This is a genomic window from Stenotrophomonas sp. PE591 (assembly GCF_018320795.1).
GTDB lineage: Bacteria > Pseudomonadota > Gammaproteobacteria > Xanthomonadales > Xanthomonadaceae > Stenotrophomonas > Stenotrophomonas maltophilia.
This window is the reverse complement of sequence record NZ_JAAOKO010000016.1, coordinates 1-854: the sequence shown is the minus strand read 5'-3', so window position 1 is coordinate 854 and position 854 is coordinate 1. Positions and strand designations below refer to the sequence as shown.

Annotated in this window: 2 rRNA genes; both read left to right on the top strand. The window is 52.0% G+C overall.

From position 1 onward, the window contains the following. Positions 1 to 175: 175 nt before the first annotated feature. Positions 176 to 290 (top strand): 5S ribosomal RNA (gene rrf, locus JLDANKMP_RS22220). 500 nt (positions 291 to 790) lie between these two features. Next, a 16S ribosomal RNA gene (locus JLDANKMP_RS22215) occupies positions 791 to 854 on the top strand; the annotation flags it as partial.

Sequence of the window (854 nt, the reverse complement as noted above, 5' to 3'; positions counted from 1 at the left end):
GCAATGTATTGAGCTAACTGATACTAATGATCCGTGCGGCTTGACCATATAACCTCAAGTTGCCTTGGCTTTACGACAACGTCGTAAGAGCATCCAAGTGCACGCTACGTCACAAGAACTACGAGAGGCAGGCGCCTTATCCAGCTGTATCGGATGGCGACGCTCCAACCGCCTCCCTGGTGAAATTAGCGCTGTGGAACCACCCGATCCCATCCCGAACTCGGAAGTGAAACGCAGCTGCGCCGATGGTAGTGTGGCTCAAGCCATGCGAGAGTAGGTCATCGCCAGGGTTTACACCCGAGAACCCCGCTGCATGCGCAGCGGGGTTTTCCTTTTTTTGCAGGCACCCGGTTTCGACCTGGACTTGCGGCAACAACTTCACGAAGAGCTTCAAGTTCCTCAAACAAGTTGTTGACAAAGCTGAAAGGCCTGCCATAATAGGCGGCTCGCAACGACGAAAGACCTTCGGGTCCAACGACGAAGCAGCATCGGCAACAACGTCCACCCCGGTGAGACGGCCTTGAAAAAGGTGTTGACGAAGCGGAAAAGCCGGCTATAATGGGCGGCTCGCTACGAAGGAAACTTCGCAGCACACGGGAACGGCGCTGAGGCCACTTCCCAAGATCTTTGAAAGTATGCGCAGGTATCTTGTGAAGGCGCCTGCAGGAAGGATGATTGTCCATCTTGCAGACGTTTGATCAAGCAACTATTAATTGTTTTAAAGCAAGCGATACGTTGCCAGAATCAATCATCTGCAGCTTTAAATTTTGATCTTCGGATCATGCAGTTTTAAGTGAAGAGTTTGATCCTGGCTCAGAGTGAACGCTGGCGGTAGGCCTAACACATGCAAGTCG